This window comes from Achromobacter sp., assembly GCF_032102605.1.
Classification (GTDB): domain Bacteria; phylum Pseudomonadota; class Gammaproteobacteria; order Burkholderiales; family Burkholderiaceae_B; genus Achromobacter.
In genome coordinates, this window is the sequence record NZ_DAMDGT010000002.1 from 1 (window position 1) to 26,831 (window position 26,831).

The 26,831-nt window shown below is 61.5% G+C and carries 25 protein-coding genes and 5 pseudogenes; 10 read left to right on the forward strand and 20 right to left on the reverse strand.

Annotated features, from left to right (window positions below; translation table 11 throughout):
• Window positions 1-63: 63 nt before the first annotated feature.
• A pseudogene (locus RT614_RS04630) lies at window positions 64-1,110 on the forward strand (TrwC protein); the annotation flags it as partial.
• Window positions 1,111-1,158: 48 nt separating this feature from the next.
• On the opposite strand, the gene RT614_RS04635 reads toward RT614_RS04630, so the two are convergent.
• The 10 genes from RT614_RS04635 to RT614_RS04680 form a co-directional block, all read right to left on the reverse strand.
• Window positions 1,159-2,718, reverse strand: coding sequence for a hypothetical protein (locus RT614_RS04635; RefSeq protein WP_313620667.1), 1,560 nt, complete (start codon window positions 2,716-2,718; stop codon window positions 1,159-1,161).
• Window positions 2,719-3,043: 325 nt separating this feature from the next.
• Window positions 3,044-3,799 (reverse strand): hypothetical protein, encoded by a 756-nt coding sequence (locus tag RT614_RS04640; protein ID WP_313620669.1) that lies wholly within the window; start codon window positions 3,797-3,799, stop codon window positions 3,044-3,046.
• Window positions 3,800-4,431: 632 nt separating this feature from the next.
• Window positions 4,432-4,722, reverse strand: a complete 291-nt coding sequence (locus tag RT614_RS04645) for a HigA family addiction module antitoxin (protein ID WP_313620671.1) — start codon at window positions 4,720-4,722, stop codon at window positions 4,432-4,434.
• Between the two features lie 2 nt (window positions 4,723-4,724).
• Window positions 4,725-5,075, reverse strand: a complete 351-nt coding sequence (locus RT614_RS04650) for an XRE family transcriptional regulator (protein WP_313620672.1) — start codon at window positions 5,073-5,075, stop codon at window positions 4,725-4,727.
• Complete coding sequence (locus RT614_RS04655) at window positions 5,068-5,433, reverse strand: type II toxin-antitoxin system RelE/ParE family toxin (protein ID WP_313620673.1); 366 nt, start codon at window positions 5,431-5,433, stop codon at window positions 5,068-5,070. The genes RT614_RS04650 and RT614_RS04655 overlap by 8 nt, the downstream gene beginning before the upstream one ends.
• Window positions 5,434-5,595: 162 nt before the next feature.
• Window positions 5,596-7,581: a ParB N-terminal domain-containing protein gene (locus tag RT614_RS04660; protein ID WP_313620675.1), complete on the reverse strand. Its 1,986-nt coding sequence runs from the start codon at window positions 7,579-7,581 to the stop codon at window positions 5,596-5,598.
• A 26-nt stretch (window positions 7,582-7,607) separates the two neighbouring features.
• Window positions 7,608-7,757, reverse strand: coding sequence for a hypothetical protein (locus RT614_RS04665; RefSeq protein WP_313620676.1), 150 nt, complete (start codon window positions 7,755-7,757; stop codon window positions 7,608-7,610).
• A gap of 68 nt (window positions 7,758-7,825) precedes the next feature.
• Entirely contained in the window at window positions 7,826-8,275 is a 450-nt protein-coding gene (locus tag RT614_RS04670) for a hypothetical protein (RefSeq protein WP_313620678.1), read from the reverse strand.
• A gap of 41 nt (window positions 8,276-8,316) precedes the next feature.
• The gene (locus RT614_RS04675; protein WP_313620680.1) at window positions 8,317-8,742 is read right to left on the reverse strand and encodes a hypothetical protein; all 426 of its coding nucleotides are present in this window, start codon (window positions 8,740-8,742) and stop codon (window positions 8,317-8,319) included.
• A 528-nt stretch (window positions 8,743-9,270) separates the two neighbouring features.
• Entirely contained in the window at window positions 9,271-9,588 is a 318-nt protein-coding gene (locus tag RT614_RS04680; RefSeq protein ID WP_313620682.1) for a ClpX C4-type zinc finger protein, read from the reverse strand.
• A 149-nt stretch (window positions 9,589-9,737) separates the two neighbouring features.
• Here RT614_RS04680 and RT614_RS04685 point away from each other — a divergent pair, with 149 nt between their 5' ends.
• Window positions 9,738-9,956 carry a hypothetical protein gene (locus RT614_RS04685; RefSeq protein WP_175157254.1) on the forward strand — a complete coding sequence of 73 codons (219 nt, stop codon included), beginning with the start codon at window positions 9,738-9,740 and terminating at the stop codon, window positions 9,954-9,956.
• 36 nt (window positions 9,957-9,992) lie between these two features.
• Here RT614_RS04685 and RT614_RS04690 read toward each other — a convergent pair whose 3' ends face one another.
• The 6 genes from RT614_RS04690 to RT614_RS04715 all read right to left on the reverse strand — a co-directional run bounded on the left by RT614_RS04690 (window position 9,993) and on the right by RT614_RS04715 (window position 13,740).
• On the reverse strand, window positions 9,993-10,187 hold the full coding sequence (locus RT614_RS04690) for a DUF6900 domain-containing protein (RefSeq protein ID WP_313620684.1): 195 nt from the start codon (window positions 10,185-10,187) through the stop codon (window positions 9,993-9,995).
• Between the two features lie 4 nt (window positions 10,188-10,191).
• Window positions 10,192-10,443 (reverse strand): hypothetical protein, encoded by a 252-nt coding sequence (locus RT614_RS04695; RefSeq protein ID WP_313620686.1) that lies wholly within the window; start codon window positions 10,441-10,443, stop codon window positions 10,192-10,194.
• Complete coding sequence (locus RT614_RS04700) at window positions 10,440-11,087, reverse strand: DNA methyltransferase (protein WP_313620687.1); 648 nt, start codon at window positions 11,085-11,087, stop codon at window positions 10,440-10,442. Before RT614_RS04700 ends, RT614_RS04695 begins: the two co-directional genes overlap by 4 nt.
• A 300-nt stretch (window positions 11,088-11,387) precedes the next feature.
• Window positions 11,388-12,287, reverse strand: coding sequence for an N-6 DNA methylase (locus RT614_RS04705; RefSeq protein WP_313620688.1), 900 nt, complete (start codon window positions 12,285-12,287; stop codon window positions 11,388-11,390).
• Window positions 12,288-12,596: 309 nt separating this feature from the next.
• Window positions 12,597-13,007 carry an antirestriction protein gene (locus RT614_RS04710; RefSeq protein ID WP_063960693.1) on the reverse strand — a complete coding sequence of 137 codons (411 nt, stop codon included), beginning with the start codon at window positions 13,005-13,007 and terminating at the stop codon, window positions 12,597-12,599.
• Between the two features lie 205 nt (window positions 13,008-13,212).
• Window positions 13,213-13,740 carry a JAB domain-containing protein gene (locus RT614_RS04715; protein WP_313620690.1) on the reverse strand — a complete coding sequence of 176 codons (528 nt, stop codon included), beginning with the start codon at window positions 13,738-13,740 and terminating at the stop codon, window positions 13,213-13,215.
• A gap of 288 nt (window positions 13,741-14,028) precedes the next feature.
• Here RT614_RS04715 and RT614_RS04720 point away from each other — a divergent pair, with 288 nt between their 5' ends.
• The 6 genes and pseudogenes from RT614_RS04720 to RT614_RS29045 all read left to right on the forward strand — a co-directional run bounded on the left by RT614_RS04720 (window position 14,029) and on the right by RT614_RS29045 (window position 17,589).
• On the forward strand, window positions 14,029-14,661 hold the full coding sequence (locus RT614_RS04720; protein ID WP_313620692.1) for an SOS response-associated peptidase family protein: 633 nt from the start codon (window positions 14,029-14,031) through the stop codon (window positions 14,659-14,661).
• A gap of 89 nt (window positions 14,662-14,750) precedes the next feature.
• A complete protein-coding gene (locus RT614_RS04725) occupies window positions 14,751-15,005 on the forward strand; it encodes a CrpP-related protein (protein WP_313620693.1) in 255 nt (84 codons plus the stop codon).
• Between the two features lie 204 nt (window positions 15,006-15,209).
• Complete coding sequence (locus RT614_RS04730) at window positions 15,210-15,407, forward strand: DUF3606 domain-containing protein (RefSeq protein WP_313620695.1); 198 nt, start codon at window positions 15,210-15,212, stop codon at window positions 15,405-15,407.
• 22 nt (window positions 15,408-15,429) lie between these two features.
• Complete coding sequence (locus RT614_RS04735) at window positions 15,430-15,849, forward strand: DNA polymerase ligase N-terminal domain-containing protein (protein WP_313620697.1); 420 nt, start codon at window positions 15,430-15,432, stop codon at window positions 15,847-15,849.
• Window positions 15,850-15,852: 3 nt separating this feature from the next.
• Window positions 15,853-16,805, forward strand: a pseudogene (gene ligD / locus RT614_RS04740) (non-homologous end-joining DNA ligase).
• Between the two features lie 2 nt (window positions 16,806-16,807).
• Window positions 16,808-17,589, forward strand: a pseudogene (locus RT614_RS29045) (DNA primase small subunit domain-containing protein).
• Window positions 17,590-18,390: 801 nt separating this feature from the next.
• Here RT614_RS29045 and RT614_RS04750 read toward each other — a convergent pair.
• From RT614_RS04750 to RT614_RS29050, 4 genes and pseudogenes are all read right to left on the reverse strand, one after another.
• The gene (locus tag RT614_RS04750) at window positions 18,391-18,777 is read right to left on the reverse strand and encodes an Hsp20/alpha crystallin family protein (RefSeq protein ID WP_313620700.1); all 387 of its coding nucleotides are present in this window, start codon (window positions 18,775-18,777) and stop codon (window positions 18,391-18,393) included.
• A gap of 32 nt (window positions 18,778-18,809) precedes the next feature.
• Window positions 18,810-19,253: an Hsp20/alpha crystallin family protein gene (locus RT614_RS04755; protein ID WP_313620702.1), complete on the reverse strand. Its 444-nt coding sequence runs from the start codon at window positions 19,251-19,253 to the stop codon at window positions 18,810-18,812.
• A 393-nt stretch (window positions 19,254-19,646) separates the two neighbouring features.
• Window positions 19,647-20,366 (reverse strand): hypothetical protein, encoded by a 720-nt coding sequence (locus RT614_RS04760; RefSeq protein WP_313620704.1) that lies wholly within the window; start codon window positions 20,364-20,366, stop codon window positions 19,647-19,649.
• A gap of 303 nt (window positions 20,367-20,669) precedes the next feature.
• Window positions 20,670-20,753, reverse strand: a pseudogene (locus RT614_RS29050) (SEC-C metal-binding domain-containing protein); the annotation flags it as partial.
• A gap of 293 nt (window positions 20,754-21,046) precedes the next feature.
• Between RT614_RS29050 and RT614_RS04765 the strand changes: the two are divergent.
• Together RT614_RS04765 and RT614_RS04770 are read left to right on the forward strand one after the other, a co-directional pair.
• A pseudogene (locus RT614_RS04765) lies at window positions 21,047-21,280 on the forward strand (EAL domain-containing protein); the annotation flags it as partial.
• Between the two features lie 766 nt (window positions 21,281-22,046).
• The gene (locus RT614_RS04770) at window positions 22,047-26,828 is read left to right on the forward strand and encodes an autotransporter domain-containing protein (RefSeq protein WP_313620706.1); all 4,782 of its coding nucleotides are present in this window, start codon (window positions 22,047-22,049) and stop codon (window positions 26,826-26,828) included.
• Window positions 26,829-26,831 lie beyond the last annotated feature (3 nt).

Sequence of the window (26,831 nt, forward strand, 5' to 3'; positions counted from 1 at the left end):
CCATGGCCGCGTAGCGTTCCTACTTCTGGCAATCGCTAAAAATGGGGGGATTACCAGACCAAGGCGATTGAAGCGGGGCGACCGTTTCACCAGCTGCAGGCCGCCGGCATGGATACCTCGCTCATGGGGGACATCATCCGCCAGAAATCGCCTGAGCTGAAGGCGGCGGTGGAACTCGCGGCTGCGGGAAATGCGTCTGGATCTCTCGCCGTGTTGGATGGAAAGCTCAAAGCTGTCCATTCCATCGACGACAACGGCGCCCGCTATAACGCCATCTCCTCCAAGTACGCCGGCCTCGACGCTGATGAGAGGCGTGAAACGCTCATCGTTACAGGCACCAACGATTCTCGCAATGCGCTAAACGAGGCCACGCACCAGGCGCTGGGCTTGTCCGGCCGCGGATTTGACTTCAATCTGCTCACGCGTCGCGACACAACACAGGCGGAACGCCGGGTCGCCAAGTACTACGTCGCCGGCGACATCCTTCAACCGGAACGAGACTACAAGACGGGCAACCTGCGCCAGACCGAGATGTACCGCGTCATCGGCACGGCGCTCGATAAGCCGAATGACCTGGTCGTGGAACACGTCGTCACCAGGGAACGCACGCAGTTCAATCCTGCCCGCGCCGCCAAGCTTTCCGTATACGAGCCAGTCCAAGCGGAGCTGTCTGCAGGCGACTGGGTGCGAGTGACCCGCAACAACGCCAAGCTTGACCTGGTCAACGGTGGCCGATTCGAGGTGCTGGCGGTAACTCCCACTACAGTCACCGTCGGTGGCGGTGGCCGCCTGCTCACGCTGGACGCTGCAACTGAACCATTGCACCTGGATCGCGCCTATGCCACCACGAGCCACAGTGCCCAAGGGCTAACGTGCGATCGCGCTCTCATCAACGCGGAGAGCTTCAGCCGCACGACGCAGCGAGACGTTTACTACGTGGCGATTTCGCGCGCTCGCTACGAGACGGAGATCTATACGAACAACGTCAGTGAGTTAGCCGGGGTCGTTGATCGATTGGAAGAGAAGAGTGCGGCGTTGGATATCGGTCGGGAAAAATCTCTGTCCGGGTCACGGCAATTTCATAAGCGAACTGACACGCTAGAACGCTGAGAGGATTCGGGTCGATGGGCCGGATAACTTCGTAGCAAGTGCGGCACGTTACTGCCCATCCCTCTTATCGAAGTCACACAACACTTGATGATCCTTCCGATAAATCTCCTCTACATCTTCAATCGCCTGGACTAGGTCTTCCTTTCGCATCATCTCATCAAGTGAGGAGATGAGCATCCGTTCAACCTTCAAGTTGGGCGTCAATAGCGAGTATCGTCCGTCTAGCCCCAGCGAGGCCATACCCGTGCAGACGAAGATCGCGCCAAACAGTTGTTTGCCAATTCGGGTAGTCGTTAGACCAACTACGGCGGTAGCCTTGTTCTCGACAAAGCCGGTTCCAGCCACAGTGAATGAGCATTCATATCTTGACGGATTTGGTCCGACAATTGTCCAAAACTGAAGGATTGATCGGCTGTCGCGTCCGATTTCCTCGAGTGTCGCCAAGGGACGTTCGCTGAGCTGGAACGTATGACATATGTTGACCGCCGCACTAAGCGTCTCAAGGATTTTGGTGTGCTCAAACGGCTTGTCGCTCGCGTCGAGCGCGAATGCCAACTCCTTCCCATCGCTTAAATCGAGTCGGACATCAACCTTTCTTGCTGAGGAAGTCACCATGCGCATCAAGGAGAGCGCGTCGTGAAGCTGATTGATTGGCAATCGGACGCCGGCGCCTGCATTGAATCGGTACTCGGCCGACCCGGAATATGGATTCGTACTAATATCGAAGCAATCGGCCTCTATGCGAAGCTTTACCAAATGCCTTGGTAGCATCCTGTTCAGCGGCGAGGAGTAGAACTTACACCTGAAGGTAAGTCCCGCTGAGAGTGGGCTCTCTCTGAAATTTATCGATCCCACTGCCGTTGGTTTTAGATTCGGCATCTCAATATCACCGAACTCGCTAAGCAACTGCGGATCCGATTTAATTCCAAATCGCAGTTTTGACTCACGAAACTGCGTTACTCGAACCGAGCGCTTTAGCCCAAGCGACACGTCAATCAGACCGAGCAAGTCTTCTTTGCTGTCTGTTTGGAAGGTGATCTGGGCGAACCCATTCTCGAAACCCGTCGTCTTCAAGTGATTGTTTTTCCATGCCACATAGGAATTCAATCCTTCAGGCACATGGGATTCTATTTTTGATTTCAGGCCCTCTCCGTCCAGAGCTGGAACTGCATGCTGATCTCCGTATTGGATTGTGAGGGTACGCTTATGATGATTGGAGACCTTCTGCACCGTTTCCAACTCATGTATCCGCTCGAGGGTGCGCGATATCAGCTCTTCGTCTATGTGGACCAAGAACGCCCTTTGCACGTCTTTCTTCCCATCGAATTCAAGAATTAGAATGAATGCGGGCATAGGGGCGGTGATCAGGCGACGCAGGTTGGATAGCTTTATCTGCCACTTTCTATCGCGGTTGTCCGTCGCCTTCACCTGAACCTTGCATTCAATCGCGGCCTCGTGCACACGAGTCGGACCGCTTACGTGATGAAAGGGGAACTCGACGACGAAGTCCCAACCGGTTCGGTCAATCCGCGACCCGTTTGCTGTTAGCCCTACTTGGCTGCACCAGAGCTGTAGGCTATTTTCGCCCATTTGGCCCAAATCCCGCATACTTCGTCCTCTCCTCGTACGGCCGTGCGACACACATTCGATCAGCGTATCCCAGTCGTCTGACCCCAAACGCCGGGGGCCAGTCATTTCAGCGACTATTACTTAGCCGCTCAGACCAACGCGAGCGCGCTCACTGGTGGTGATTCGCCGTGGCTGCAAACGTAGGATTATGTAGTATTCATGGGTACGGCAGCACTTCCGACGGCACGATCAAGATCCTTAGTGGCCTTTTGCCAACAGCGAGGGGCGGTGCAAACAGCCCCACATTCGAAATCGTCTCTGAACTCTGTCGCTCACTCGCTGCCCGAATGACTCGATATAAGGTCTAGCGCGTCTTCAGCATGAGCGCATTTGGCCATCGGAGATGGGGAAGCCAAGTTACCGACAACAACTCGCGAAAATGCTCAAGAAATCCAACTGCGGTTTGAGCGCTCCATTCAGCCACGGCATGTCCGATGGCCCGGTCAGGGATGTATGCGTTGTTCAGGCCGGTCATTGGGTTGTGCTCCATCCGGTCGTGATGGGGAAAATAGCGCTGCAACTCTTTTTCGAGCCGGGTGGGCGCTCTTTTTCCGCTATTGCTCTCCACCGCGTGGATGGCCATCTTGTAGTGCGCGAGCGCATTGCGCAGTTCGACAAGCGTCTTCATTGCCTTGACCGGCTTCGCTTTGTAGTTGAGCCTGGGCAGTTCTAGCGCGTCCAAGGCACGCACGTACTTGAGCAAAGACGGCCCTTTTTGGAAGTCCTTTTCAGCCCACACACGCCGTAATTTCTCGGCACTAGAGGAGTTCAAACCAAAATGGTTATCTTTTCCTTTGATGGCACAATCTGCAAACAATTCATTCACGAATGCTTCGACGCCTAAAGCGCTCATGATGATTGCCCCACTTGCGTAGGCGTGATGAGCATCGCGTTCAACGAGGCCGACTCTGCCCGCCTGAACCGCCTCGCCAACTTCTATCGCATAGGCATGCTGAGCCAGAAATGCTGCACTGGTCAGGTAGGCCGTCGAAAGGTATGTCCTAACGACAAGGGACGCAGACTCGCCCAGGGTATCGTCAAACGAAAGCACGGTGCTCAATCTGCTACTCCTTAATTCAATGAAGGGAACAGGACTGCAACTTTCAGCGCCGAGGTTCGGCGCCTCCGGTGATGCAGCCCCTATAAGACAACGGCCAGGTGGTGGCAAATATTTAGGGTGTTTTAGGAATACGGTCTCATATCTGTCTCGTTTAAGTCTCATACACGTCGCAAAGTGTCTCATCGGGGTCTCATCGGGGTCTCAGAGGCGTCTCAAATGTGTCTCATATGGGTCTTACCGCGCCCGATCCGACCAAGGAAATACCGCAAGTCGCCCAGATGTATACAGCAGCGTTCATCAGCAGAGCCATGCTCCGCGCGGCCAGTGGCCTTTGTGCGCAGTTCGTTGTCAGACAAAAGAAAACAACGCTACAGAGGAAAAACACAAAGAAATCAAAGGGATGACCGCACCCGAAGGGTGCGTCCTGTGTGGTGGCTTTAAGGGACCCGCCGCCGCCCTGGCGGCGGGGGCCTTAAGGGCACCTGTGAGCGTCCGGGGGATGCTCACGAAGTCCGTAGGAGGGCCCCGCCGGCGCAGCCGGTGGGACTGGACGCTCCGATCCAAGACGCCGTTCATGCAAAGCAAAGGGCCGCCCCTAGGGCGGCCCTTTGCTTTGGCGGGTGTTGCGGTGGTTAGTGAACGTCAGCCACGGAGGCCAAAGGCCGGACAGGCGGCTGCTCATGCTGAAGTGCTTGCCAAAGGTCATAGTTGGCCTGCATCGCAATCCACGCCTGGGCAGTGCTTGCCCCGGCCTGTTCCAGCCGGACCGCGAGGTCGGGACTGATCCCAGCCTTGCAGTTGAGCACCCGAGACAGCGCGACCCTGGACACGGCCAGCCGGTCAGCCGCTTCGGTGACGGACAGCCCCAGGGGGGCAATGACATCCTCCCGGAGAATCTCGCCGGGATGCGGCGGGCAGTGCATTGTCACGACCTGGCTTCCCCTAGGTCTGCTCCCGCCACCTTGCCCGACAGGTCGGAAAAGTTGCTGATCCGCACTGAACCGTCTGGGAACCGGGCAACCACATCCAGTTGGCCACCCATGGCCTCGATGTGGCTGCGCAGCGTCGAAATGTACATGTCCGTCCGCTTTTCCATCTTGGCGATGGACGGCTGTTGGACGTGCAAGATCTCGGCCAGGACTTTTTGCGACAGACCACGGGCCTGACGCAATTCCTGTAGCGGCATGTCCTGAAGCATCTCTTCCGTAGCGGCCTTGGCGCGAAGCTGAGATTCCGGCGACATGGCCTCCCGGAGCGCTGCAAATTTCTTAGCCATTGATCTGCCCTTCCTTTCGCAATTGTTCCAAATGATCGTCGTAAAGCTTGTCCGCTCGCGGCACGAACTCTTCATACCAGCGGTCATTCCCCGTTTTGTCGCCGCCGATCAGCAAGATGGCGGTCCTCCTGGGGTCAAAGGCGTACAGGGTACGCAAGGGATGCCCGCCCGCCTGAGTTCTAAGCTCGCGCATGTGTTCGTGCTTGGAGCCATTAATTCCACTCGAATGTGGAAAGCCCAACGACGTGCCCCGTTCCTCCAGCAGGCCGACCGTGGCGGCCACCGATTCCTGTTCGCTGACGGACAGGCTGTTCCACCAGTCTTCGAACTCATCCGTGAACTCAACTTCCCAAGCCATCGATTCCCCGCCTAAGCTGTTTTAAAGATTATAGCCTGGACGGAATATTCCATCAAGGGAATATTTCGCAGGTTTCCCGGTGCAGGCGACCGAGGGATCGCAATGTCCGTCGGCTCGTCTCCTCAGCCAGGGACCGCCCAGCGACCCCGGCGCACATGCTCCTTAGTCCTCCATTTCTCCCATGGGGTGTTCCACGGCCATTGCGGCCGGAATGGGCTGAGCGCGCATCAGTTCAGGCACCCAGCGCTTCCCTTCGAGCAATTGCTCGGCTGCGGCGGCGGCCTGGACCTTCTTCATTGCCAGCAGCGGCTTTGCCTGCTCGGCATCGACCGCCTCCGTGACCACTGCCGCGATGCGGTCATTGGACACGTGGGCAAGGTAAGACTGCGGGGTGGGCTTCCACCACTTGCTCATGTCGAGATTAACGAGTCCCGACAAACGGTCGAGGTGCTTGGTTTCCGCGCCGTGCGCATTGCTGCGGCGGCGGTAGATCGTCAGACTCGTCAGCACGGCCAGCATGTCGAGAACATCGGCTTGGGACTGGTTCAGGAGCCAGGGCAGGACGGCGCTTTCATCTTCCGGCACGTCCTTCGTGACCGACCCAATCATTTCCTGCACGGCGGTCCAGGCCGCGCAGTCCTTGATATCGGGGTCCGTGTTCGCCAATTCATGTTGGGCCGACCGTGCCGAGAAATCGAACGTATCGCCGCTGGCGCTGCGCCGGTTCCAGTCCATATCGCCCAGCATCTGCTCCACCAGCAGGCACAGAGCCAATTGCGGGCGCATCATGACTTCGTATTGCAAGGCAATCACTCTTTGGGCTTGCAGGCGATTTGTCAGGGATTCGGAATGCACCGGGCGCGTCTTTACCGGGGGCAAGTCCACGCCCGTCACCGTCTGGCCATCTGCGTCGTTGCTGCGCGTGGCTTGCGCTACGGCGTCGCGCTCGTCCTGGCGGATCAAGCCGCGAGTGACGGTCAAGTCGCCATGGTAGTCCAGGTGCACAATCGCTCCGCACAGGGCTTTCAGGTCGGCCGGGTAGTCGTAAAGCTCGGCCCGGATTTCACGAAGCTGCCCTTCATAGCCGCGAATCAGGCCGCGAACCTTGTCCAGGTCGGCCGCGTCCTGGCCTTCGGCCTCTTGCAATTCAGCCAGCTTTGTCCGCGCCGTTTCGATCTTCTTTTGCAGTCCGTCAATCTGCTTGGCTTGGGCCTTGCTCGGCTCCTGTTGGACGCGTTGAATCTCGCCGAAGGACTTTTTGTCGGCGTACTCGAACGACACGCGGCATTCCACCCACAACCAGCCTTCTGCCTGGACCGCCTTGAAAAGCTTGGACCGTTGCATCTTGGCGTTAGCCATGCCGCGCACCTTCTCCGGGTCGGCCAGATAAGCGTCGTTCTCAAAGAGGTCGCGGCGAACCTCGCCGCCCGCCTTCTCGTATGCGGCGACGGTCACGTACCGCGCCACGGGCGTATCGCCGCGCATTTCGGTTTCCGCGAGCAACTGGCGGATGTAGTAGTCCCGATTCCAGGGTTGGCTCGCCGAAGTCTTCCATGCCGCCTCCTGGCGGGCGTGGTCCGAAACCGACGCGAGCGCCTGCATTTCGTCCATCTTGACTTTGCCTTCGCGGAACAACTGCATGAGGGCGGGCGACACGCTGCCCAGCGCCAGCAGCTTCTTGACGGCCGATTCGGACGCGCCATGCGCGGCGGCGATGGCCGCAACCGTCCAGTTTTCGGCACGCAGGCGCGCATATCCCGCATACACGTCTGCCGGGTGCATCGCCTTGCGCCCGATGTTCTCGATCAGGCTGGCGTGGTGCGCGTGAGCGGCCGGAATCACAAGGCAAGGCACCAGATAATCGGCGGGGAAAACACCGTCCGCGATCAGCAGGCCCAGGGCCGTCCAGCGCCGTCCGCCCGCGCACACCTCATAGGAACCGTCCGGCGCTGCGACCACCACGAGGTTTTGCAGCAATCCGCCCATCGCCTGGATGGTGGCTTTCAGTTCCAGAATCTCGGCGTCCTGCTTGCGGTCTTCCAGGCCGCGGGCCTGATACGCCTCACTGAGGCGCAGTTGCGAATGGGGAATGTCCATCCGGGTTGCTGCGGCGTGGACGGCGGCGAGTTCGTTGGAATCGAGTTTCATCAGAATGCTCCGGGTCGATATCGAGATCAGTGCAGTTGCGTGGGGATTTCCGGCGCGTCGAGCGCGGCGATGAGGGCGGTAAGCTGGCGCATGGTCATCGCGGGAATGCGAAAGCCCAGGCCCAGCAAGTGGGCGCGGCGCATGTCGTTCGCCAATCTGATAAAGTCGTGGTTCATCACGAATCTCCTAGTCCGAGGTTGCGGGTGATGGCCCTTGTCGGTTGCAGCCGACAGGGGCCTTTTACTTAGTAGCCAAGCCAGTTCAGCAGGTCGCGCCCGCGATACAGCGGCTGGTCGCCATGTTCGGCAAAAAATTCTTGGGCGTTTGCTTGGTGGTCGCGCAGTTCCAGCACCACCTGAAACCGGGTCAACACGGCTTCCTCGGCCGTATCCCTGTCACGCAAACCGTCCGCGTCGACCACGCCGGTATCCATCAGGTCGGCAAACAGTTCGATGAGGTCGGGGCGATGGCCGGTCCAGGCGACCAACTCGTTTTCAACGGCGACGGTGACGACGGGTGCGAAGTCATAGCCTTTACGAGCCAGCGCGGGCGCGTAATCCATCGCGCTACGCTCGGCGTATTGAAGGTCGCGCTGTGCCAGGGCGGCTTTAGTCAAGGCGCATTCAGCGCCACCCAGGACGGTGTAAAGGACGATAGCCATATCGGTCGTGTCCTGTTCTTTGGATGCGTCCATGAAATGTCTCCTTGCCGTGAACGATTGGGTTGTCGAGGTGGTTACTGCGCAGTGGAGGCCAGGACGCGCCCACCGTTCAACTTCTTGGCGAAGTTCCAGCCGCCTTTCCAAACCCCACTCAAGACGGGCACATCCTTCAACAGCGCGGGCACATCGGCCTGTTCGTGGCCTGCCTCGCACTCGTCTTCACCCAGGTTGAAGGCCATGTCCATTGCCCGCGACCACAGAACCTTGCAAGTCTCGGGCCCTTGATGCTCTTGCGACAGAATCCACTTATCGAGCACATCCACGCCGCGCCGATCTTGACGCCCCTGCGCACCGCGCAATGCGGCTTTGGCTGCGGCCAGGATGTTGGCATTCAGCGTCGCGTGGTCATTCATGTTCGTTTGTTCCGAAAAGAGAGGTCGTGCGACACCCGATCCTGAAGAAGTCGTCCGAGCGTAGGTTTGTTGGATTTGGTTGTTCATGGTCTTTCCCTCCGCGTTATTCGCATCCGTTCCTGTGAGGCCTGTCCGTGCCGTCCGTGGCCACGTAGCGACGACTGGAAAGGGCCGGAGCAGAGGCCGCACGCGGAGCGCAGCCAAAGGCGAGCACCGAACGGGTGAGCACCGGACCCTTGGAGGGAGGAGCGCAGTGGTACGGTCGGCGTTTTAGGACGGGGCTCGCGGGAATGGATGCATTGCGAGAGACAGGGCGGCGACACCAAAGCCAGGCGCGCGCCGAGCGCCCCTACCCGCGCGCAGCGCGGGTCAAGCTGGCCGCAAGGCGGCCCGCAAGCGACAGCGCGCAGCGCCGGCAGGCGCGAAGGCGTGAGCCGACCGCAGGGAGGGACGGCTGGAAGCCCCACCGGGGGTGAGACTGGCGGGGTTGGCCAGGCTCAACGCGAAGCGCGAGAGCCCGACCCGCAGCCGAAGGCGTAGGGGCACGCCCAGGGGTGAACACTCCGTCCGAAGACGGCCCGCGCCGACGTCCTGACCGGTCTGGCCTTGTGCGATTCAGTGCTGCGAATCTGTCGAAGGCGAGATGTTCAGCAGATCCATGGCCTTATTTGCCCGGTCCGTCGCCTGGCCGATGACTTCATGCTGTCGAACGATGTAGTCGAACAGCGCTTTCGGACGATCTTTGAGCTCTACCAACGACTGATCGTTGATGATCCCAATGCACATTTCAATGCACTCGTCGCAGATCGTGACCTGATCGTTGTCACCTCGGGCAACGAGCTTTCGCACCTCATATTGGGACTTATCGCAGAACGAGCAATGCAACTCTGGCGCCTGCCTTTTGGTACGGCGTCTCTTTTTTGGCTCATCCATGTCGGAACGGTGCGTGGGTCATGAAGGCCCGCAATCTAGCACGAGCTGTGACACGGCGGATGCGTGTTTTTCCTAGTAGCGCAACACTAGCGCAGTGGCATTCTTAACTCGTGAAAAAAACCGCGAATAGGCTGACGACAGGAGGAACAATGGAGGGCACCATGGTGGTAAATGGGGTCAGGGCTGCGTACTCGATGACGCCGACCGACGACGGCGCCGGGATTGTGGCCAGCATCCGATACGGGCAGCGGGGGCCGTGGGAAGGTGTAGGCCCGCCCGGCACTTTTTTCGCCACCGCCGCCGAAGCGCGCGCTGCCATTCGCAGCCAGATTGCCGCCAATATGACGCGCGTGCTCGGACTAATGTGAAGTGCAGCGCCGGCCGGCAGGCCGGCGCCGCTTTTCTCATTTCCGGCGATAGCGGTCCACCATGCCTGCCAGGTACGCGGCCTCCAGCGCCTCGCGCAACTGGCCTACGAACAGTTCGTGATAGACGAGCTGGGCGCGTCCTCGGCAATCCAGCGTCTCCAGGTTCAAAACGCGGCGCGCGATGTCCGCAATGGCGGCGCGAGCCGCCATGGAAAGTTCTACCATGGCCATGGGCTCACTCCGGGTCCAGCTCGGCCAGCACTCGGCGGGCCAATTCATTGAGGTCGATTTCCGACCGGGCAATCGCTTGCACTTCATCGAGCGGCAGTAATTCGATAATTCGCGCCATGCGCCGCTCGTTCTCGCGGGCGGCCAGCGCCGGCCAGGCGCTGTATCTGGCGATCGCCGCCAGGCCGTCCAAGTCGTGTTTTCCGTAGCCCTGCAAGAACGCGACCAGGCCACCCGTAATTGCGTCGTCCCGGCTCATGCTGCGATCCTCTCTTGGCGGGCGAGCTGCAAGCGCTGCGTTGCGGCTGCGTGGTACTTCGGATCCATTTCGATGCCGTAGAAGCGCCGGCCGGCCTGGCGGGCGGCCACGCACGTCGAACCCGAGCCGGCGAACGGATCCAGCACAATGTCCCGCGGGCGGCTGAAAGATTCGATCAGCGGCGCCAGGCATTCGACGGGCTTTTGCGTCGGATGGTGGCGGTTGCCGCTGTACTTCCAAGGCATGACGTCTGGCAAGGGCTCGGCCGGCAGCGCCGGCTGCCCCTTGGCCAGCAAGTAGGCCGACTCGTGCTGATACGCGAGAAATCGCGCTTTGGATTGATATTGCTTCGCAAAGACCAGGTGGCCGACGACGCGAAAGCCGGCGGCGCGCCAGGCGGCAAAGAATCGGTCCACGCGGTTCCAGCCGTAGAACGAAATGCAGAAGGCGTCATCGCGAAGGACGCGGAACATCTGTGCGAACGCCGGCGCCAGCCATTCGTCGGTACGATCGTTGGCGATGCTCCGGCCGGAGCGGTCCACGTAGTTGACGAGGTATGGCGGATCGGTCAGGACCAGATCGACGCAGCGATCGGGCAAGGTGGGAAGAACGGACAGGCAATCGCCCAGGACAACACGACTCATGGTTGGCTCCTTGCGTGCAGCAATGTCAGCCGATCTGCATTGCACTGCACGGGGCAGGCGGGCGCAGCCCACGAAAGCGCGGTCAAGGGACGTGGAATAAATAGCGAACGCAGTGAGCGGTTTATGCCGCGAAAGCCCTTGAAGATGGGGCCGCGGCTACAAAGCCGCGCGCAGCGGCCCTAGCGTCCGTGCGTGAGTGGGATGCGACTGTATGCTCCGTGCAGTGCTTGCGGTTCTCCATATGCCGAAGATGGCGCGTCGCCGGCGCGCCAGGCCCCGAGTGGGGCCATTGCAACCTCGCTAGAAGAGCGACATCTGGCCAGCGGCAGCCGCTTGCCGGATGGCCTTCGGAATGGCCTGCAGCGGCGCACCGATCTCGGCCGATGAACTGTCGGCCGCAACCTGGTCGACATGGTGATCTGGCACGGCCGCCGGCGCCTGCAGGAGCGCTCGAGCGCCCTCCTCCGCTTCGCGACGGCGAAGCCGCGCGCCCCAGCCGCCCAGGATGTGTGCGGGCGTAAACCATTGCTCTCGGCACTCACCCGTGAGGCCGTTGCCATGAATCACCACGGCCGGCACGTGCAAGAGCGCCAGCTGGATGAACGTCATATGCACGCAGCGCTGATCGATGTCGATTGCAGTGGCGTGCATGCACTGCTGATAGTTCAGCTGCGCATCATGCATTGCGTGCGCAGCCGCGATCAACATGCCGCCAGCGCCGCAGGCTGGTTCCAGTACGCGCACGAACCCCTGTGCCCCCGTCTTGTCGATGAGATCCTGGCCGTTGCCCATCATCATGTTGCCCATCAGGCGCGACACCTCGTACGGCGTGAAGAACTGGCCGGCGCCGGCGTTGCCCATGTCCAGCATCATGAACGTGCTGCCCAGCACGTCGCCAAAGTCTGCTGCTTGAACCCGGACCTCGTAGGCCATGACCAGGTGCGAGAACGCTTGCACCAGCAAGTCCAGCTCGGCCCGCTCGTACTGAGCGATTACCTGCAGGTAGCGCTGCTCGCGCGCCTCGCGCTGCGCGAGATCGGCACGGGCCAATGCGATCGCGCAGATCTCCACCCAGTCGCTCCACACGCGGTCGATCCCACGCGTGTGCGCGACCTGCCGAATGAGGCTGACGATTTCCTTCTGGTGGGAGTCCGCGTTGTTCAGGAAACGGCGTTGTTGTGCATTTGAGGTTTTGGCCATGTGGTCTCTCCGGTTGCCAGGGCGGGAATGCCCGGAACTTGAGAGGCACGGCGCAGCGCAGCGCTCAAGTGTCGAAGACGGCCAGCGGCCGCCAGCGGTTCGGGCGTAGCCCGGGCCGCGCCGCACTTGAACGCGAGAACGACGTGGCACACTGACCGGGAAAGCAGACCCGCCACCCCGTATGGCTCGCAACGGTCCAACTTCGAAGCGCAGCCGTTCCCCTGCAGCGCCACTTAGCAGGGGTTACGCGGCGATGGTCTGATGGCGCGCAGAAGAAAAAAAGGCCCGCCGAAGCGGGCCAGGATGGCGTCAATCGATCGCCGCGAAGATGGCGTTTGCCTCGGCGTGTTCGCCGGCAAAGTCGCGCAGAGCGTGGTACTTCTCGGCCAGGTCGTCGCTACGGTATTGGTTGCACAGTTCGCAGAGGGCGTACAGCGTGGCCACGATGCCGGCGGCGTCAGCCGACATGTCCCGTTCGAAGTAATTCATCGGCCACACGATGCGAAGCTTGTCGTAGTCGGCCGGCGCCATGTAGAAGCCGTTCGGGATCTCGTAGTAGTGCCAGAAGCCGCCGCTGTATTCCTGCGACAGGCGATCCAGCCAGTTGTAGACACTGATTTCTCCGCGCAGCATCAGGCGACTTCCGAACGCCTTGGGGAGAAAGTTCATGCGTTCGCCATCGGGAACCAGGCGTGCGACGGAAAGAGTGGCTTGGGTCATGTCGTGCTCCTCAGAAGTAGGGCCCGGCCGGGTGGCGGGACGGGAGCACTGGCGCCCTGCGGAACAAGCGCCGGGGGCAAGGGGACGTGGAATATAAAGCGAGCGCAGCGAGCGGCTATATGCCGCGAAAGCCCCTTGCGCCTGGTGCGCGCAGGGCAAAGATGCGCCCAAGGCCTGACACCAGCGCCAGGCCCGGCGCTGCGGGTCAGGGCATGATGCCCTTCTCTGCGAACGAGACGATCCTGCTGCCGGCCACGACCAGGTGATCGATTACGGTGGTGCCGACCAGCGCGAGTGCATCTTTGAGCTGACGCGTCATATGGATGTCGGCCGAACTGGGCTCGGCATGCCCGCTCGGATGGTTGTGCGCCAGGATCACGCTCGCCGCGTTGTGCGCCAGCGCTGCTTTGACGATTTCGCGCGGATACACAGGCGTAGTGCTCAATGAGCCGCGGAACGGTTCTTCGTATGCGATCAATTCTGCGCGCGGGTTCAGGTACATGATGCCGAACACTTCGTGCTCCAAACTGAGGTTCAGCCGCAGCTGCAGGAACTCGCGCACGAGCTTGGGCGAATCCATGAGCTGGCCGCGCTGGATCTCCTGCAGGACGACCTCGCGTGCCGCGGCGAGGATCTCCTTTGGCGCCGCAAGGCGCACCGCGCCAGCGGAATCCTGCACGAAGAGCGCGCCAGCGGCGTGATCGATGGTGTTGAACGCGATGGAATACTGCATGGTTGGATCTCCAGTGCCGGGCGGGATTGCCCGGCGATCCTGGGATACGCTGCAGCGGAGCGGTCAAGTGGCCTGCCGGCCCCTGGCCGCAAGCAGCGCCGGCGCCGCCGGCGTTGCGCAGCACTTGACGGCGAGAACAGCGTGTCATGATCGCCAAAGACGCAAGACTGCCCCCTCTCCCGGGGTGTTGGCCACCTCCAGTACGGCACCCACGGGCCTACACTGGCCGGACATCTGCATTCACAGAGGTGATCGATGTGCGGTCGAATCATTTAGAAATCGGGCCCGATGGACTACGTTGAGCGGATCTTCACCAACCAGAGCCAGATCTTCGCGGACGCGACGGGGCCGCGATTCAACATACCCCCGGGCACGCGCCCGCTCGCTTTGCATGGCCTGGCTGAAGGCACCGAGGGGATGGCCCGGCTGCCGTGGGATTACAAGCGTCCAGACTCCAAACACTTCATGAGCAACGCAAAGCTGGAGACCATTCTGAAGAACGGATGGCCCTGGCGCTTTCTCATCGGAACCGGCCGCATTCTGGGGCCGGCAGACGGCTGGTACGAGCGGCCGGAGCTGGCGGACGGCACGAAGCAGCCCCACTATATCCACGGTGATGGCCCGCTCTACTTCGCCGCGTTGACGGCCTGGTCACCTGGCGCGCCGCTTGCTGCCGCTCATGGGCTTGCGATAGTGACAAACGATACGAAGGGTGGGATGGTGGACATCCACGCGAGGCGTCCGGTGGAGCTGCCGCCGGAGATCGCGCAGCGCTTGGCCGATCCAGCAATCTCGGCCGCCGATGCCCGCGATCTGCTACACGAAGGTGTACCGGAGGACGCCTTCACCTGGCATTCCGTGCGGCAGGAAGTCGGTACGAGAACTGCTGGACGCGCCGGACAAACTATGGGGCCGCGATAAGACTACTCCGCCCAGTACAGGCGCACCATTGATTCGAACGTCGTTTGATTGGCATACTGGACTCCCTACCACTTTTGGAGAGCGAGGCCATGCTCATCGAGATCCAGAAGGAAGGCGCGGAGGCGGCCCGCAAGGGTCTGAGCCTCTTGAATTGCCCGTATCTCAAGGCGGAAGCTATGCCAGGCCACACCGGGGAATCTCCCGGCGAGTGGCTCAAGCGAGTGAATGCCTGGGAAGAAGGCTGGAAGAGAGAATCGGTGCAGCGCGGGGCCAAACGATCCGCCAGTCTCTTTGCAGTCTCGGTCGCCAAGAGACGACCGGACAGTTGCCTTCCAGCCAATTAACCGGCCGACAGAACAAGCGCCCCGAACGGGGCGCTTTCGTTTGGGAGACGTTCGCAGCGCGTTTGGCGGCTAAACACCAGCCACGCGGTCGCACAGATCCTCCCCACATCGACCAGGCCAGGAAGCGTCCTTTGTGTTTAGCTGCTAAACGCCGTAGGCACGCCAGTTGCTGCGAGTTGGGGTCCAACACGAGAGGAGATTTTCATGTCGGACGATCTGAAGAATCGGGGTGCGCAGGACCGGTCCCGCATCAATGTGAACGAGGCCCACGAGCTGCGTTACTGGACCAACGAGTTGGGTGTAAGTGACGAACAGTTGCGCAAGGCCGTGCTGGCCGTCGGCGTCTCAGCAACGGAGGTGCGAGAACATCTGAAGAAACAGGCCGGCTCCAAGCGCTCTTGACTATCGTGGCGGGGGCAAGGCCGTGGGCAGCGTCCAAAAATTTATCGTTTATCGGTCCTTGACTCATCACGAACGGTTCGAGCTCCAGCTGGAGATGGGTGAGGACAAGCGGCGCTGGACGGTAATCAACGGAATCCCGTTCGACCCGAAGGCGAGACGCCTCGCGGTGGAGCATCCGGCAGTTCCTTCGGCCGGACGGGAGCGTAGACGTCGTAGTGCACTATCACCGCTCACCGGGGAACCGGTATCCGTGTGGGACGCCGGAGAGTGGTACTTGGCGGGCGATGAAGGCGGATACGAGGCCGGCCATCTGAGATTCCGTCTACAGGGCGCGCTCCTGCAGGGCCGCTGGGCCCTCGTGCGGATGTCTGGCAGCGGTGCCGTGGAACGGCGTCCTTGGCTGCTCATCTTCACCTCGGTTCGTGACAGGCAGCGGAACTGAACCATGTCTGCCCGACTTCGAAATGGGAAGGCTCGTGCGACGCGCGTTCCTCCCGCGTGGATCGATGGCGAAATCGTCGTACTGGCTGATAACGGTGTGCCAAGTTTCCAGGCGCTGCAGAACGCCTTTGATGGAAAACGCACGTCGAACATCATCTACTACGCCTTCGACCTTCCTTTCATTGCCGGACGGGATATTCGCGGCGAGCCACTGCGCCTACGTCGTGAGCTGCTCGCCCAACTGGTCGCGGCGGGCCATGACGATCACATTCGTTTTAGCGAGGCATTCAGCGCTTCTCCTGCGGATCTGGTCGCATCCGCATGCCGCATGGGACTCGAGGGAATCATGGCCAAGCGCCAATCGGCCGGATATGTCTCGAGTCGCACGGACGATTGGGTCAAGATCAAATGCGGCCAGCGGCAAGAGTTCGTCATCGTGGGATACACGGTGCCAAAAGGCGGCCGCGTCGGGTTCGGCGCCCTTCTGCTCGGCGTCTACGAGGCGGCGGGAGGTCTGCGGTATGCCGGCAGCGTGGGCACGGGCTTTGACGACCGTGGTCTTTTGGATCTTCACAAACAGCTCACCGCGCTGAAGCAGAAGGCAACGCCTGCAGCGCTGGAAACCCCAAATCGTTGCGGGACGTGCAGTGGATCGCGCCAGTCCTTGTGTGCGAGGTGTCGTTCGCAGAATGGACCGAGGGGGGCATGTCCGGCATGCGACCTCCCGCGGCCTTCGAACGGACAAGCCAGCACCTGCGATTACCAGGGAACGGGCATTGCCGGCCAGCTCGATCGAACCGAAGACCAAGCCGCCGGCACCGTCAACGCCGGCGGAGCGGCCACCATCCACGCGAACAAAGTCGGGCAAGCTATCCAATCCGGACCGCGTCATCGACCCGTCGACCGGCCCGACGAAGCTGGACCTCGCACGCTACTACGGGCTGGTGGCGTCCCTAGTCGTGACGCACTTGAAAGCCAGGCCTGTCTCCTTCGTGCGTGCGCCGGGCGGCATTCAGGGGCAGTTATTCTCTCAAAAGCACCGTGACGCCCCGATCCCGAGCGTTACCGCCTTGCCAGAGGGGCTTCATCCTGGCCCCCCCGCCCTGCTCGAAGTGCCTACGCCAGCCGCAGTCATGTCGGCCGCGCAGATGCACGTGATCGAATTTCACACGTGGAACGCTGTGAAGAACGCTATCGAGAAGCCGGACGGGCTGAACCTGGACCTGGATCCCGGTGAAGGTGTGTCCTGGCCAGCAGTTCAGCAGGCTGCGCAGCTGGTGCGCGTCCTCCTGCACGGACTCGGCCTGGAGGGGTGGCTGAAGACCAGCGGTGGAAAGGGTCTTCACGTGGTGGTGCCGTTGCGAAGGCAATACGACTGGAACGTTGTAAAAGGCTTTTCGGCGGCCATGGTACGCCACCCGGCCAGTACGCTTCCACAGCTTTTCGTCGCCAAGAGCGGCTCAAGTGATCGCGTGGGCAAGTCTTCGTGGACTATCTTCGCAACGGTTTCGGCGCCACCACCGCCGCCGCCTGGTCAGCACGGGCTAGACCCGGGTCGGGCGTATCAGTTCCATTGTCTTGGGATGAGCTGGGCGACGTCACTTGCGGCGCGCAATGGACGATTTCGAACATCCAGGGTCAGCTTGACGTGGCCAACTCACCGTGGGACGACTACGCGCCGCAGAAGCTCAGCGAGGCCATGAGCGCGATCGGATACAGCCCGGAGCGGACAAAGAGTTAGCCCGCCTTCAGAACGCCCATGCTGCAGCATTAGCACTGCTGTTTTGAGGTTCTGTATCTAATGATTGGCAAATGGGGGCCGGTGGTTATGTGGGTGAAACTCGGGGAGCCGGTGGGCACACCCTGTGGTCAAGCGCGTGGTCAGGCGGAGCCTGTCCACCGTTTGTCCAATCAGCGGTTGTCCACGGGCCGGGCGAAGCGAGCCGAGTGGTCGCGAAGCGATCATCCACATATCCACGGGTTCGGATAAACGTCTGTTCAGCCGTCCTAGCTGTTCAAGGGCGCTATTGGAGCCAGCCTCCGGCCAATTGCAGTCGCTCTCCACGATTATCAACGGCAACGCGTGCTGTAATCTCGCCGCCGGAGCAATTGAGATATGACACACGACACCCGCCGCCCCTAGCGGATGCGGCACAATAGGCCCGACGGAATCAGGAAGATGACCTCGTGCCCAGCAAGCTTCACAACTCACCGCATTTCGGGTCGCGGGAGGTATTGACTGACCTTGCCCGAGTCAATCAAGAGCTTTAAATATGCGGTGCCCTCCCGAATGGCACGTGCCGGCGTGTCGCAAGGTCTAAGCGGGCTGGGTATGCACCAATCGACCAGCACCAAGGTCGAGTACGTGACCTGGACCAACGGGAGAAAGCCTTCGGGCAGCGTTCCGAACTGTTCAAGGCAGCGCAATGGCACAGCGCGGACCCCCAGGTGGAATCCCTTGTGGTCGGTTAGGACGAGGTCGTTCATAGTTTGGTCCTCATATGCCGCGGCGGCGAAACGCCACCGCGGCATGCGCTATGGATCACGCCGTGGTTACCGGGATCTGTCGCGGGAGCGCCTCGCGGATGCGAGGAACTTGCAGGGTAAGCACTCCGTGCTTCAAGCTTGCGCTGATGGCGTCCTTGTCAAACTCCGGCCCCAGCCTGAACGAGCGGCGAAACAAAGGCTCGCGCAGCTCGCCATGGATGAGCCGAACATCGTCGGGAACCGGCACCGAGGCCTCGCCTTCGATGACCAACATTTCCGACTCTACTTTGATGTTCAGCCTGTCCTTCGTGACGCCGGGCAGGTCGGCGAGGACGGTGACCCCGGTGGCGTCCTCGAAGATGTCCACCGCGGGAAGATTAGCTGGACGTTGCTGTTTCGAGCGGCCTACCTGCTCGACAGCGAGATCATTACGCTCATTCATGATCAATTCTCCTAGGTAGAGCACGAGGCCCGTCACTGAATTGCGATCAGACGCGGTTTTGACGATTCCTTCTTCTTGATCGATATCAGCAGGCAACCGTCGACGTACCGCGCCTCGACGTTGTCAGAGTCGACATCAGCGGGCAGCTCGATAACGCGCGTGAAATCCCCCTCGGCACGCTCTCGGGCGTAGTAGCGGCCATTTTCGGGAAGGGTCAGTGCTTTTCGAGTACCGCTGATGGTCAGCAGTCGCTTTTCCAGGGACACTTTCAAGGCCTCGGGTTCAATACCGGGCACAAAGCTGACGACCACCGTGGCGTCGTCGGAAACTCCGATGTTGACCGGTGGAAAACGTCCGCGTGGCACTGTTCGCAAGGTAGCCGGTCCGCCCGCGCTACGAAATATCCGGTCCATCTGCTCCTGAACCACGTCAAACAAGGACTCGACACTGCTGTCGGTGAAAGGGTAGTTAGCCATAATTACCTCCAGAGCATTTTCCGGAAGGATCGAGACCGCGCAACGTCACCGTCAGGGCGACCCGCACTCGATCGCTTCAATGCCGATATAGGATCCCGCAACGCTGATTCAAGGCCCTATTATTTTGAATTTAATAATGAGCGAGGACCCTTCTATAGCTTTTTCGTAGCCCCGGGATCATAAGCGGGTTGCCTCCCTCGAGCCGCGAAATGGGGCGGCAAAGGCCTTCCGCTTGGCAGCTTTCGGCCAGGAGCGGACATCTGGGAAAAGCCGCTGCAACGGCCGGAATCAAGGCAGACGGGGACAAGGTCGACCGACACCCGCGGAAGCGAGCTAAATTAGTCGCTTGAGGGTCGCCTCTCGACCGGTGAAAGAGAGTCTGGGCCCCGCGACCTAGAACCTGTGCGTACGGGCCACCCCTATATCTGGGAAGTATGCCGAAATCGCCATTTTGCTGGGCGGTGGTGTGGGAATAAACGGATTTCCTTGGGCTTCAAGCCATCGCTTTCCGGCGTCCGACAGAGACTCGTACCAACCTGGCGCGAAGTGACAGTTCTCAGACGTCTGCACCAGTAGAGCGGCGATGACTCCAGCGACTTTGTTACACGGGAGTGCGACGATGGAGTCCGCAATTTTCGACGCGACGACCGAGCTGTCCTTGAGCCATGACAACAGGAAGTAGCTCTTCCCGTTAGCAGCAAATGACCCTATCGTTGCCGTGGCCGGCGTTCGCGGCGTAGTTCCGAGGTCTTGCAGTTCGTCTCCATTGATGTCGTTGGTTGGAGACCATGCCGCTGCGCACTGTATCGGGAAAGTTTTGGTGAACTCAATCAAAAGGCCATGGCAGTCGGTCCACCGCTCAGCTTCCAGCACGGCATCATATTTCGCCTTGTGGGCTTCCGCGTCCCGAAGCCCGAGTTGGGTCATGTGGTTGAACGCGTCCATAGCGGCCTTCGCCATAGCACCCTTTGCTCCACTTAGAACAGACCGATAGTCGCCGTTGGTCACGGCTCGCCGTTTGGCATAGACCTCCCAGGCGATAGATCTGTAGCCCAGTAGGAAACACTGTTGCTCACTTCCTGTGAATGGGACATCTTCCAGCGGAGCAAACATCTGCTTGTCATGATGCGCGCAGAACCCAGGGAACGTCGATGCGTCCTTCCATCCCGTAAGCTTAGGGATAAGCTTTCCGCCCATCCTATCAATATGCTGAAGGGTGAACGCGTACGAATAGACGTGACCATCCCTGATGATCGCTCCTAAGCTCCCAGACCGAGAAACTGTGTGCGAATCGATTACTTTCCCCTGACAGTCGCAATGCAATGCAGGGGGGGCCAAGCACGCGGCCTTAGGCGATAGCTTTTTTAACTGAGCATCGATCTGGCCCGGAGTGGGGGACCGAACTTCGTTGATGCCGCCATGACATCGCTTGTACTTCTTCATAGAACCGCATGGACAAAGCTCATTGCGACCGATCTTTTGTGTTCTGTTTGGAATCATGATTTTGGAGACCGTCTGACCTGCCGGATTTCTTCGGACCACTGAATACTTGGAAAACGGCTTCGGTTACTGGAGATGCGCTCGTCCGAAGAGTGACTTTAAGTCACGGTCTCGATGTGCCAGCCCTTACTAGCGAGGGCCTCACGTACCTTCTGAGGGACACGACTCTCATTTGCGGCAAGGCATAGCAGGGTCGTTGGACGTGACATCGCCACGTAGAGATTCCGCATCTGTGCCTGCTGAGTCTTCGGAAGTTTCGCTAGCGCCTTTGAGGGCAGGCCTGTGATACGCTCAAGATCGACAAGTCCTTTGTTCGTGGACTGGCGGCATCAGACAAGGCCTCGGCCGTGATTCGCGGCGTCGTCAGTCTCGCTCGTTCGCTCGGCATGAAAACTATCGCTGAAGGGGTCGAACACCAACATCAGGCCAATGAGTTGAAGGACGCCGGCTGCGATTCCATCCAGGGCTATCTCGTCAGTCGCCCGCTATGCCCCGCGGCCTTTGTGGAGTTTATGCAGCGTCCGTGACACCGAAGAACGTTGATGAAGCTTTGGTGGAAGACAGGCAATCAAGACCGCCAATGGATACGCCCTGCCCCTTCCGCAGTCAGTCAACATCCCTCCGTTGCACCCAGGTCAAGCCGAGTCAGCTGCGCGATTTCATCCGCCACCCGGTGTGAGCTGAACTTCGGTTGAATGATGAACGCGGCCCCCGCCTTCGATACGCCGAAATTCGTTGCTGGCGAACGTAACAGCGCTCCGGGGAAGGCTATCGACCACCCTGACACGTCTCAATCTGTAATTTTTTAGCGGAATGTGTTACTAAAGCGGCTTTCCATTGACGCCGACTCTCATGTGTAACCGCCCTCTGCAACACAAGCTCCGATTGACTCCCGGGTATCTGGCTCTTCTCACAGCCATGTCCGTGCCCGTGGCCGCCGGCCCCGCATCAGCACAGAACCTGCTTGTCGGGAGCGGCGGTAACGGCGGCATATCAAATTTGGGCCAATTCACGGTCGGCAGTGGCGGAGGCGGCGGGATCGGTGGCGGCGGTGGGGGTGGCGGCTCTGGAATCAGCGGTAGCGCGGGCGGCGGCTTGGTACAGGGCGGCGACGGCTCCAGCGGGTCGGGATCGCGCGGCGGGAACGCGAGCGGTGCAGACGGCGGTCTGGGCGGAGGATCCGGCACTTTAGGAGGGCAGAGCGGCTTGGGCGGCGGCGGCGGAGCCGGTGGTCCCACCGGTGCAACGGGCGGCGGCGGCAGTGGGGGTGGTGGGCTCGGCGCGGGCGGCGGAGTGGGCAATGGCGGGGCCGGTGGCGACGGCGGTTCCATCACCGGCGTGGACGGCGCGACATTCGCTGGCACAGCAAGCCAGGGGGCACAAGCGATTTCGTCCGGCGCAATATCTGCGCCGAGTTCTTACGACTATGTGGGCATCGGTGGCGGCGGCGGCGGTGCGGGCAAAATCGAGGCGGGCGGGGCCGGTTCGGACGGCAGCCTCCTTGTCAACAACGCGGACCTGTCAGTGCACCGCTCGATGCTGATTGGCGGCGGCGGTGGGGGCAGCAGCCTGGGCGCCAGCGGCGGTCGCGGCGGGGACGGTGCACTAACGCTGACAGGCTCCGCCCTTTCGGTCGGCGAGACACTGCAGGTCGGAGGCTTGGCAGGCGGAGCGGCGGTAGGCGGCACGCAGCTCGGTGGACAGGGCGGCGCCGGCACGCTAACGGTCAATGGGGGATCCCAGGCCACACTGAACCAGCTCGTGGTGGGCGGCGGCGGAACAGACGGCGGCGCGGGAGTCCTTAACCTGGGTACCGGCTCCCTGAGCTTCAGTGGCAGTTCGCCGGCGTTCACAATCAACGCGGCAGGCACGCTCAACATCGGCGACGCTACCCCTGGCGCTGCGGCCGGGGGCACTATCGTTCTGTTGCCCGTTCTGACGAACAACGGAAGAATCAACTTCAACCAAAGCGGGGCTGGCAATTACCAGATGACCACGGCGATCGTCGGTTCAGGTTCCGTGACTGTCAACGGCGCCGGGACCACGGTGCTCCTCGGCAACAACAACTACACGGGTGGCACAACAGTCTCGGCTGGAACTCTCCAGGTCGGCGACGGCGGGAACAACGGATCGATCGGCGGAAGCATCATCAACAACGCGTCCGTGGTGTTCAACCGAGCGGGCATCCTGAACTATGCAGGCGTCATGAGCGGTACTGGCAACATCAGCCAGATCGGCACCGGGACGCTGCGCTTGACGGGTTCCAGCACGGGGACCGGTGGGATATACGCGTCCTCGGGCACCATGGAGCTAACGGGGTCTGGCGCTCGGCAGGGTAGCGCGACGTCGGAGACCGTCATCGCTTCGATGGCCGATGCAACACTGTCTGTCAGCAACGGCGCGCAGCTCACGTCCGACAACGTAGGTATCGGCAGCAGGGGCACGGCCGAGGTCACCGGCACAGATACCAGATGGACCGCCAACTATGTGAACATAGGAGCGGATCTGGGAACCGGGTCAACAGGCGAACTGCGCGTTGTCGGCGGGGGCAGTATGACAGCGACGCGCATGTTTGTTGGCGTCTATTCCAGCGGCTCTGCGCTGGTTTCTGGAGCGGATTCTCTGCTGACTAGCACCACCGGCGTCCTCCTGGGCAACTTAGCCGCAGCGAGGGGCACGCTCACCGTCGAAAATGGCGGCACCGTGGACGCCTCGCGCATGGAAATCGGATCTGGTGGAGGCACGATGCGTGTCGCCGGCTCGGCCGCCACGGGGCGCGGAGTTCTTCAGACTGGACCGATTATCAAACATACCGACGCGCCCATAGGAACCGTCGATTTCGACGGCGGCGTACTGCGGGCCGCGACATCCGAAGCCGATCTTTTCCAGGGATTCAGCGCGGGCGATGTGACCTTGGGAGCCGGCGGGCTGGAGCTGGATTCAGCCGGGCGGGACGTGGGCATATCAACGGTGCTCGACGGTGTCGGGCTCCTGACCAAATCGGGGCTCGGCAAGCTGACCTTGTCCGGCGCCAACACATATACAGGCGGCACAGAGCTGCTGGGGGGCATGCTGGCCGCGGGTGCGCCACAGGTCTTGGGCACGGGCGCGCTCAATGTCGGCAGCGGCGCGGTACTGGAACTCAACGGCTACGGGCAGTCGGTCGCGGGTCTGTCCGGGGCTGGCGATGTGCGATTGGGCGGCGCCACTTTGGCTGTGGGCGCAGGAAACCAGAACTCGACCTTCTCCGGCGCCATCAATGGCACGGGTGGGCTGCGCAAGCAAGGCACCGGTACCCTCGTCCTGTCGGGCAATAGCACGTACACGGGCGCCACGCAGATCAATGCAGGTTCCCTGACGGTCAACGGTTCCATCGCAAACTCGGCGATTACGGTTGGCAGCGGTGCCATTTTGGCCGGGAGTGGCACCGTGGGCGCCACGACCGTCGCCTCCGGCGGGACGCTGTCGCCGGGCAATTCGCTGGGGAGCCTCCGGGTTGCCGGCGACTTCAATCTGGCCGCGGGCGGGATGCTGGACTATGAGTTGGGCGCCCCAGGTTCGGGCGCAACCGCTCCCGGCGCTAGCGACCAATTGCAGGTCGACGGCAACGTCACGCTGGACGGCATCCTGAGATTGAATGATCCGGCCGGCACGGCCGGATTGGGCTACTACCGGCTGATCAGCTATGGCGGTGGGCTTTACGGGAGCGGTCTTCAACTTGGCGCTGTTCCCGCCTCGCTCGCATCCGGCAAAGCACAAGTGGTGACAGAGGTTGCGGGCCACCTTGACCTGCGTGTCGGCGCCCCGGGCAGCGATCTATTGCAGACCTGGCGGGGTGGCGACGGAACGTGGGGGTCCGGGGCAGCCAACTGGTTCAACGACGGAGGCACGCTGCCGGAAGTCTGGGCGGGTAACCAAGCCGTCTTCCTGACGCCAGGCGGAGGCACCGTTGACGTCGCGGGTACGCAATCTTTTCAAGGCCTGCAGTTCGTGGCCGACGGATTTCGGCTGAACGGCGCGGGTACCCTGGAAACGCGCGCGGGCGGCAGCGAACTGCGCGTGCTTGGCGGGGCAGTCGCGACGATCGACACCGTGATTTCCGGCGCCGGCGGCATCGACAAGACGCAGGGCGGCACGCTTGTGCTCAATGGTGCAAACACCTATGCCGGTGGCTCCACGGTTTCGGCGGGCGTCCTCACGGTGTCCTCCGACGCCAATCTTGGCGCGCCGGATGCCGGCCTGTCGCTGAACGGCGGCACCCTGCGGATCGCCAGCGCGGCCTATCGCGGCTCCGCTCGCAGTCTGAAACTGGGCTCGGCGGGAGGCGCCTTGGATCTTCCGGCGGATTTTGTTCTGCGAGGCGTGGTGTCGGGGAGTGGAGCGCTGAACAAGACCGGAGCGGGCGTCCTGACGCTGGCTTCCGACAGCAGCGCCTACGCCGGCACGGCCACAGTTTCTGCAGGCGGCTTGACGCTTGCCGACGGCGCGCGCCTGGGCGGCAGCGTGAAGGTAGCCCCGGGGGCCACATTGGCGGGCCAAGGCACGCTGGGCACGGCTACCATTGCCGCCGGAGCGGTGCACGCACCGGGCGGTGACTCGATCGGCGTGCAGTCCGTTTCTGGCGACTACGTCAACTACGGCACCCTGCGCATTGACGCCACGCCCAGGACGCATGACAGCGTTGTAGTGGCGGGCGGCGTAGACATCACGGGTGCGATGTTGGATCTTCGCCTGTCGCCCGCGGATGCCTCGGTGTGGAGCGCGAGTACGGGTCCGTACACGCTCATCTCGAAGCAGAGTGACGGTGCAGTCGTCGGCAAGTTTGCAACGGTCAGCAATCCGCTGCTGTTTCTGGACGCCTCAGTCAACATGACGGGCGGCGATGGCAACGACGTGACGTTGACACTCGATCGCAATGACCGCAGCGTGGCGAGCGTCGCGCGGACACCGAACCAGCGCGCTGTGGCAAGCGCCATCGACTCCCTGCCGGAACGCCACGAGGTGTGGCGTTCGGCCATGCTCAGCAACGACGAGAGTGCGCTGCGCCAAGCCTTGGAACAGCTGTCGGGCGACACGCACGCCAGCGTGATCTCCGGCCTCATGAATGCGACACCGTTCACGACGCAGTTCGGTCTGGCCCAGTTGCGCCACAACCTGGCTGCGCGGATGGTCGCGGGCGCTCCCAGCGCCCAAGCCGGCATGAGCGACGCGCCGGCCTCCCCTGCGGTCCTGCCCCGCTCGGGCGCGTCGCCGTTGTGGGCACGGATGACCGGAGACTGGCAGCGCCAGGCCGGCGACGGCAACGCGCCCGGCGCCGACCAGAGCAGTACCGGCGTCTTCCTCGGAGGTGATGCGAGTGTGGGCCATGGCTGGCGAGTTGGAGGTGCCCTGGGATATACCGACGCGCGCCTGCGCCCCGACCAGCGAACGGCAAGCGCGAAAACGCAGAGCTATACAACAGCGCTGTATGTCGGCAGGTCCTTCGCGACGGGAGCCGGCGCGTTCAACTTACTGGCCGGCGCGGCCTATAGCTGGCATGACATCGATACCCACCGCCAAGTGCGCTACGGCAGCATGGATCAGACGCTGAAGGCCGACTACACCGGCAACACGACGCAGTTGTTTGCCGAAGCAGGTTATTCGATGCCAGTGGCGCCCACGGTGACGCTCGAGCCCTTCGTCGGCCTGTCGTGGAACGATTTGCGCGTGCGTGGATTTTCCGAATCCGGTGGCACCGCGGCACTCTCCGGCAGCGCCCAGCGACAGGACAACACCAGCACGCTGGCGGGCGTACGCGCTCAGTGGGCGCCATCGCAGACCGACATCCAATTGCGCGGCATGCTTGGCTGGCGTCACGCCTACGGCAGCTCGCAGGCCACACAGACGCTGGCCTTTGATCAGGGTGTGCCGTTTTCCGTCGCCGGCGCACCTATTGCGCGCGACGCGGCACGCGTCGAGCTGGGCGCGGACCTTGTCGTTGTGCGCGGCATCACGGCCGGGCTCGCCTACGGCGGCGAATTCGGAGGCGGCAATCGGCAGAACACCGGCTCATTGGATATTCGCTGGCGATTTTGACTC